The organism is Pedococcus sp. P1_H8, assembly GCF_056405175.1.
Genome location: NZ_JBFUCP010000084.1, coordinates 1 through 579 on the forward strand (window position 1 = coordinate 1; position 579 = coordinate 579).

Genomic DNA, 579 nt, shown 5'->3' on the forward strand with positions numbered 1-579 from the left:
GCAACGCGACCGCCCGCTCGGCGACCGCGGCGATCGTCTTCGAGGGGTTCCTGCCTATCGCCCTGGGGATGACCGAACCGTCCATCACGTACAACCCGTCGTGACCGAACACCCTTCCCGCGTGGTCGACGACGCCGGCCCCCGGCGCGGCGGCCATGTTGCACCCGCCGAGCGGATGCGGCGTCGCCAGGGCGCGGAGCCACTTCCAGCTCGCGAGCGGCAGCACCTCGCCCCCGGTCGCCTTCGCCAACCGCTCGTGCTCGGCCGCCATCGCGACGATGACCGTCTCGGTTCGGTAAGGGTTCCAGTTCAGTTTCATCACCTTGCGCCGCGGACGCACCCGGGACCGCCGCAGCCGGAACACCCCGTCCGCCGCGTCGATCGACTGCCCGAACCAGGGCATCACCGTACGGAGTTCACCTGCCCTGGCGAGCCTTTCCCAGTACCAGCGCTGCCACGACGTGCCGCCGCCTTCGCGCAGCCGTGCCTCGTACGCGTTCCGGAACAGGTTCGGGAGACCGCCGTCCTCCACGAAGTACCTGCGGCCACGATCCCCGTCGAGGTGGTCGATTGCCGAGG

The 579-nt window shown here is 70.3% G+C and carries 1 protein-coding gene; it reads right to left on the minus strand.

Annotated features, from left to right (window positions below):
* Nucleotides 1-579: GMC family oxidoreductase (locus tag AC1DYG_RS18965; RefSeq protein ID WP_477641418.1), on the minus strand; the 579-nt coding region annotated here is incomplete at both ends.